Below are 5,685 nucleotides of genomic sequence, written 5' to 3'. Positions count from 1 at the left end.
GCGGAGGCAGCTCGGCGTTGGCGGCGACTCCGGTACGGGGGAGCCGATCCGCTTGCCGGCGCCGGGCGGCCTCGACGCGTGCGCCCACGGCGGCACTGCTTTCCCCCGGCGGACCGGTCATCTCTTCGTAGGTGACGGGCGCGACCTCGACCTGCAGGTCCATCCGGTCCAGCAGCGGCCCCGAGATCCGGCCTCGATACGTGCGCACCGCAGTCGGTGTGCAACCGCAAGCCCCGTGCCCGAGCATCCCGCAGGGGCAGGGGTTCATCGCGGCCACGAGCTGGAAGCGCGCGGGCAGCCGCAGCGTGCCGCGGGCGCGCGCGATGGTGACGGCGCGCTCCTCCAGCGGCTGGCGCAGCGCCTCCAGCACGTTGCGCCGGAACTCCGGCAGCTCGTCCAGGAAGAGCACGCCGAGGTGGGCCAGGCTCACCTCGCCCGGCTGCGGGCCACGGCCGCCGCCGATGAGGCCGGCATCGGAGGTCGTGTGATGCGGCGCCCGGAACGGCCGCTCCCCCATGAGGCCTCGGCTCGGGAGGCGCCCGGCCACGCTCCACACCGTGCTCACCTCGATGGCCTCGGCGAGACTCAGCGGCGGCAGGATCGACCCGAGTCGCCGCGCGAGCATCGTCTTTCCCGACCCCGGCGGACCCAGCAGCAACACGTTGTGGCCGCCGGCCGCCGCGATCTCGAGACCGCGCTTGGCGTGGGCCTGCCCGCGGACATCGGCGAAGTCGACGTCGTCCGTGTCGCCCTCCGCCAGGAGCCTGTCGCGGTCCGCGACGAGCGGCGCGATCGCCAGCTCGCCGTTCAGGAAGGCGGCCGCCTCGCCGAGCGTCCCGGCGGGGTAGATGGCGAGTCCGTCGACGACGGCGGCCTCAACCGCGTTCCCGGGCGCCAAGAGGCAGCCCCCCAACCCCGCCCGCACGGCCGCCAGCGCCATCGGGAGGACGCCCCGCACCGGATGGATCGTGCCATCCAGGGCGAGCTCGCCCGCGACGAGGAGCCCGTCGACGCGCTCCCTCTTGAGGGAGCCGGAGGCCACCAGCAGGCCGAGGGCAATCGCCAGATCGAAGCTCACGCCCTCCTTGCGGAGATCGGCCGGCGCGAGGTTCACGGTCACCCGGTCCGCCGGAAACGGAAAGCCCGCGTTCCGCATGGCCGCGCGGACGCGGTCTCGGCTCTCGCGCACGGCGGGATCCGGCAGGCCGACCGTCGCGAACGTCGGGAGCCCGTGGCTCACGTCGACCTCGACGCGCACGAGGGCGGCTTCGATGCCGCGGAGGCAGGCCGAGACGACGCGAGCGAGCATAGCCCGTCGCGAGTGCAAGCGTCTCGCCAGGCGGAAGGCGGGGTCGAGCGCCGCTCGGGCGGGACATTCGGAACTCCGTCCGGGTTCCGATCGTTGTCACCGCCACTCTTCCGGAGCGCGCCGTATCCAGATGGTGACGCTCGCGGGCGCCCCGCGGCGGGTTCAAGAGGCGACGCGGGAGACGGACCGACGCGCGGGCGCCGTCAGGACGGCGCCGTCCGGGGCGCCAGGCAGAGCACGCGGTGCTCGGCCCGGCCGGCGGCCACCGCCTGGTACTTCTCCCAGAAGCCCTGATCGATCGCCCGCAAGGCGGCCGGCGCGCGAGCCGATCGGTAGCGGCTGTACCGGGCGGGGCCGCCGTTGTACGCGGAATAGGACGCCCGGGCGGCGTTTTCCAGTCGCGCCTTCCCCTCGCGCGCGCCATAGCGGATGAGCAGCTGGACGAGGATCTCGGCTCCCGCCCCCACGTTGTAGGCCGCATTCCAGCGGAGCTTCTCGGCATTGAAGAAGCCGCGCCAGATGCGAACGTTGATCTGCATCATGCCGACGTCGGCCGTGGGCGAGACCAGATAGGTCACGGTCCCGCCCTTGCGGATGAACTGCCGCCAGCAGCTCTCTTGCCAGGCTACGGCCTTGACCAGGTACCGGAAGAGGTCGTCGAATCGCTCGTCGAGCGCGTCGGGATCCATCGTGCGCTCGGCCGCGACGGTGAGCAGGCGATCGACCGTCTGACGGTACGCCGTCAACTCCTCCTCGGCCGGAACCCACCGGTCGAGGCGTCGCGCGAGCTCGCTCCACTCGTCGGGCTCCGCCGCGTCCGCCGTGCGAGGCATGAACCAATGCCAGCTGCTCGGCGCTCTTCGACGGGGGCGACGGGGCGGCGCGTCGGGATCCCGGAAGCGGAACAGCTGCCGGAGCACCGCGTCCGACAGCTCGGAGTATTCGAGGGGATCCCCCGCGTAGGCCGGGTCGAGCATGCGGGCGAGTCGCCGGAGCCCGTCTGCCGAGATCTCCACCCCGGCGGCCGGGGCCGCCGCCTCGATGGCGGCCAGGGCGTCCCCCGCGGCCAGGAACGTCGCATACCGGAGGGCCCGGCTCTCGTCGCCCGGCCGGGTCGCCGTCTGCCGGACGACCGCGCGCAGGCGGTTCCACGTGCTGAGGAAGAGCTGGCGCACCGGGTCGACCCCGCTCTCGGGCCCTCGCCCGAGCACGGCGACGAGGTCGTGGCGGCCGGTGAGCAGCAGATCGAGCAGCTCGCTCCGCACCTGCGGATCCAGATTCGCGCCCCCGAGGTCCTTGACCACGAAGACCAGGAAGCCATCCCAGCCATCGAGGGTCGTCTGCCAGCGCTTGAGCTGGGCCGGGGTCAGCGCGGGCTCCGGCGCCGCCGGGGTGGCGGCGGCCGGCGGGAGGTCGAGCGCGACACCGAGCTTGACGCCGTCGGGTTCGACGTCGAGCCCGGTCGGGCGAATGGTCCGAAGCGCGGTCGCCAGCGGCCCGGTCGGCGCCGAGCTCGTGAAGAGGGCCAGCGCCGCCCTTACCTCCTCGATCGGCGGGCCGAGGTCGAACGTGAACTTCGCCAGCTCACTCTCGGCCCAGCCCTTGGCGACCTCCCAGACGCGGCTGGCGATGCCGCTCGGCTGGCGCCGCTCGTCGTAGAGCTGGGTGTCCAGATCCCGGAGGCGAAGCTGCCAGTCGCGCCCGATCTCCGGACGTCCCACGATGTCCACGTATCCATCCCAGGACACCGAGGCCCAGCACCACCCGAGGAGATGGAAGCCCGCCTGGGCCGAGCCCCGTCCCGAGATCTTCAGCCGGCCATCCGCGGGCTGGAGGGTCGGGTCGCGGAGGACGAACGAGCCACAGCCATCTGGCGTCTTCCACAGCGTGAGAGCGCCGCCGGGTTGCTCGCGGAGGTGCCTCCGCAACGCGGCCCGCAGGATCTCGTAGTCGATGCTGAGCGGAAATCGCACTTCGCCGGCCGACGCCGGCGGCGCCAGGGCCATCATCGCCAGCCAGATGGCGACGAGCCACATCCCCACCCGGCCGAACCCCGATCCTTTCCCCCTCTGGGCCATCCCCAAACCTCCCCGGCGCCGGAGCGTCCCGAGCCCTCCCTGCGATTTTGACACAGCGGAGTCCCGGCGTCGCGAAAGGTCGCTCAGCCCGTCCAGCCATCCACGGTGAAGGCGCCCGGAAAGTACTCCAGGCGCGGCCCGGCCGGGTCGACCGTGACGGCGACGACATCGAAGCGGCACGACAGGTCCTCGCGGCACCGCCGGGCCAGATAGCCGAGGGCGAGCCGGGCGACGCGCATCCGCTTCCGGGCGTTGACGCCGGCTTGCGGCGGGTCCTCGGCCGGGCCGCGGCGCGTCTTGACCTCGACGAAGACGAGCGTCGCGCCATCACGCGCGAGGAGGTCGATCTCGCCGAGCCGGGATCGGAGGTTCCGCTCGAGGATCTCGAGGCCCCGGCGGGCGAGGAACCGGGCCGCCACCTCCTCGCCCACCCGCCCGAGCTGGACGGTCGTCGGCCTCGTCTCCCGATCCGCCCGCCTCGCCATGGCCCGGCCGTGGTGCAAGAGACCCTCCAGCGGTGTCGCCCGGCGAAGGCCGGTCCTGACGGCTCCTGGTGGGCGCCAGTACCGGGCAGAGCCGGCGGGCGGGGATCGTCTCCGATACGGGCCGTATCCCCGGGAAGACACGGGGAGCAGAGTTGCCCGGGATTCATTGGCCCTCGGAAGAAGAGCCACCCACCAGCACCCTGCCCGGCACCTGCCGGGCCAGCGCCGTCAGTTCTTCCATGAGGGCGTGCCGTCGCGCGAGGAGGCGTCGCTGGAAGTCGCGGTCCACCAGAAACCGGAAGAACCCTCGGACCTCCCGTCCCACCCGCGAGAGCCGTTCCCACCACGTCAGCGCGAGAAATCCGGCCGGCAGGAGGGCCAGGCTGAAGAGCGCGAGGAGCCATCCGCCGCCGAGCCGCCACGCGATCCACCCTTCGAGGAGCCAGCCGAGCGGGTAGAGCACGACGCCGGCGACGATCTTGTAGGTCGCCTCCACGTCCGGATCGGGACGCGCGAGGCGCACGGCCGCTCGTGTGAGCTGGTATGGGAGGGCGTGGCTGAGAACGCCCCAGAGCCCGAGAGGGAGGCCGCCGAGGAGCGAGAGCCCTTCCCGCCAGGCATAGCGCCAGACCACGGCCGCCGGATAGGTCTGGGCGAGCTGCCGGTCCGTCAGGCCGGCCAGCTCCAGATCCTTGGCATACCGCTCGGTCGCGCGCATCAGCGCCTCGATCCGCGCGGGCTCGCGGGTCAGGAGATACCGATAGCCGCGGATGGCCATCTTCACCCACTCGGCGCGGGCCGCCACATCGCCGGGTCCGCTGGACTCCGCGCGCCAGATCGCCTCCGCGACCTCCGCCAGGCGAAGGAGCTTGCGATCCCGCGCCTCGACGATGAGCTGGCCGAGCGCCTCCGCGAGGCGGTCGGTCACGCGACGGACCGCAGCCTCGGGAGCCGTCCGATAGAGGGCCACGGCATCCGCGAGCGGAAGAGGCTCCCCGATCAGCGTCAAGCTCCAGCCGGTCCGGAAGCGTCCGGGCTCGTGATACACGAGGCCGACCGGCAGGAGGATCAGCCCCAGCCTGCCTCCGGACGCGCTCTCGGCCGCCAGGGCCAGCCGGGCCGCGCCCGTCCGGAGCGGCATCAGCGTCGGTTCGGCCTGACTCACCCCTTCCGGAAAGATGAGGATGGCGCCGCCCGTGGCGAGGGTGCCGGCGGCCTCCCGGAATATCGCTTCGTTCCGGGCGGGATCGCTGCCGGGGTCCTGGCGGCGGTGGACCGGCAGTGCCCCGGTGAGCCGGAGGAATGGACCGACGAGTGGATGACGGAAGAGCGGAGCCTTGGCGATGGGCCGGAGGCGTCGGGGAACGGTGCCGAGGAGCATCATCGGGTCGACGAGCGCATTCTGGTGATTGGCGGCCACGATCAGCGGGCCGGTGGCCGGGATGCGCTCGGCCCCGACGACCTCGACACGCCGGTAGAAGAGCGCGAGGAGGAGCCGAGCGAAGCGGCGGAGGAGTCGGTATCCCACCGGCCGGGCGCTAGACAATGGGAGGGGGCCTCTGCGGCCCCCTCCCAGACCCACCCCCAAGAGTCGGTTGCGCGGGCAACGCCCGCGCCCGGAGCGGAACATCAGCCGCGAACGGTTGGGCGATCCGTTGCATGTGGTTAGCCCGACAAGCTCCTAGGTCATTTCGGGGGGGTCTTGGAAGCCCCCCCCGGATGCCCGGAGCGGTGGCGTGCTCACGGAGGCGGCGGCGGGTCGGCGCCTGGAGGCAGCGGGGGAAAGAGCGAGGGACCGATACCAAAGACGCGC

Annotated in this window: 4 protein-coding genes; all 4 read right to left on the bottom strand. The window is 72.6% G+C overall.

Annotated elements, in window-relative coordinates; genetic code table 11:
- Positions 1 to 1,309: YifB family Mg chelatase-like AAA ATPase (locus tag VGW35_22800; GenBank protein HEV8310500.1), on the bottom strand; the 1,309-nt coding region annotated here is incomplete at its 3' end.
- 203 nt (positions 1,310 to 1,512) lie between these two features.
- Positions 1,513 to 3,387: a transglycosylase SLT domain-containing protein gene (locus VGW35_22795; protein ID HEV8310499.1), complete on the bottom strand. Its 1,875-nt coding sequence runs from the start codon at positions 3,385 to 3,387 to the stop codon at positions 1,513 to 1,515.
- Between the two features lie 83 nt (positions 3,388 to 3,470).
- A complete protein-coding gene (locus VGW35_22790) occupies positions 3,471 to 3,872 on the bottom strand; it encodes a YraN family protein (GenBank protein ID HEV8310498.1) in 402 nt (133 codons plus the stop codon).
- Positions 3,873 to 4,035: 163 nt separating this feature from the next.
- Positions 4,036 to 5,400 carry a 1-acyl-sn-glycerol-3-phosphate acyltransferase gene (locus VGW35_22785; GenBank protein HEV8310497.1) on the bottom strand — a complete coding sequence of 455 codons (1,365 nt, stop codon included), beginning with the start codon at positions 5,398 to 5,400 and terminating at the stop codon, positions 4,036 to 4,038.
- Positions 5,401 to 5,685: the final 285 nt, after the last annotated feature.

The sequence above is a fragment of the Candidatus Methylomirabilota bacterium genome (assembly GCA_036005065.1).
In the GTDB taxonomy this organism is placed as follows: Bacteria; Methylomirabilota; Methylomirabilia; order Rokubacteriales; family DASRDR01; genus DASYQW01.
The sequence above is the reverse complement of the archived record's forward strand: the minus strand, read 5'-3'. Positions and strand labels throughout refer to the sequence as shown.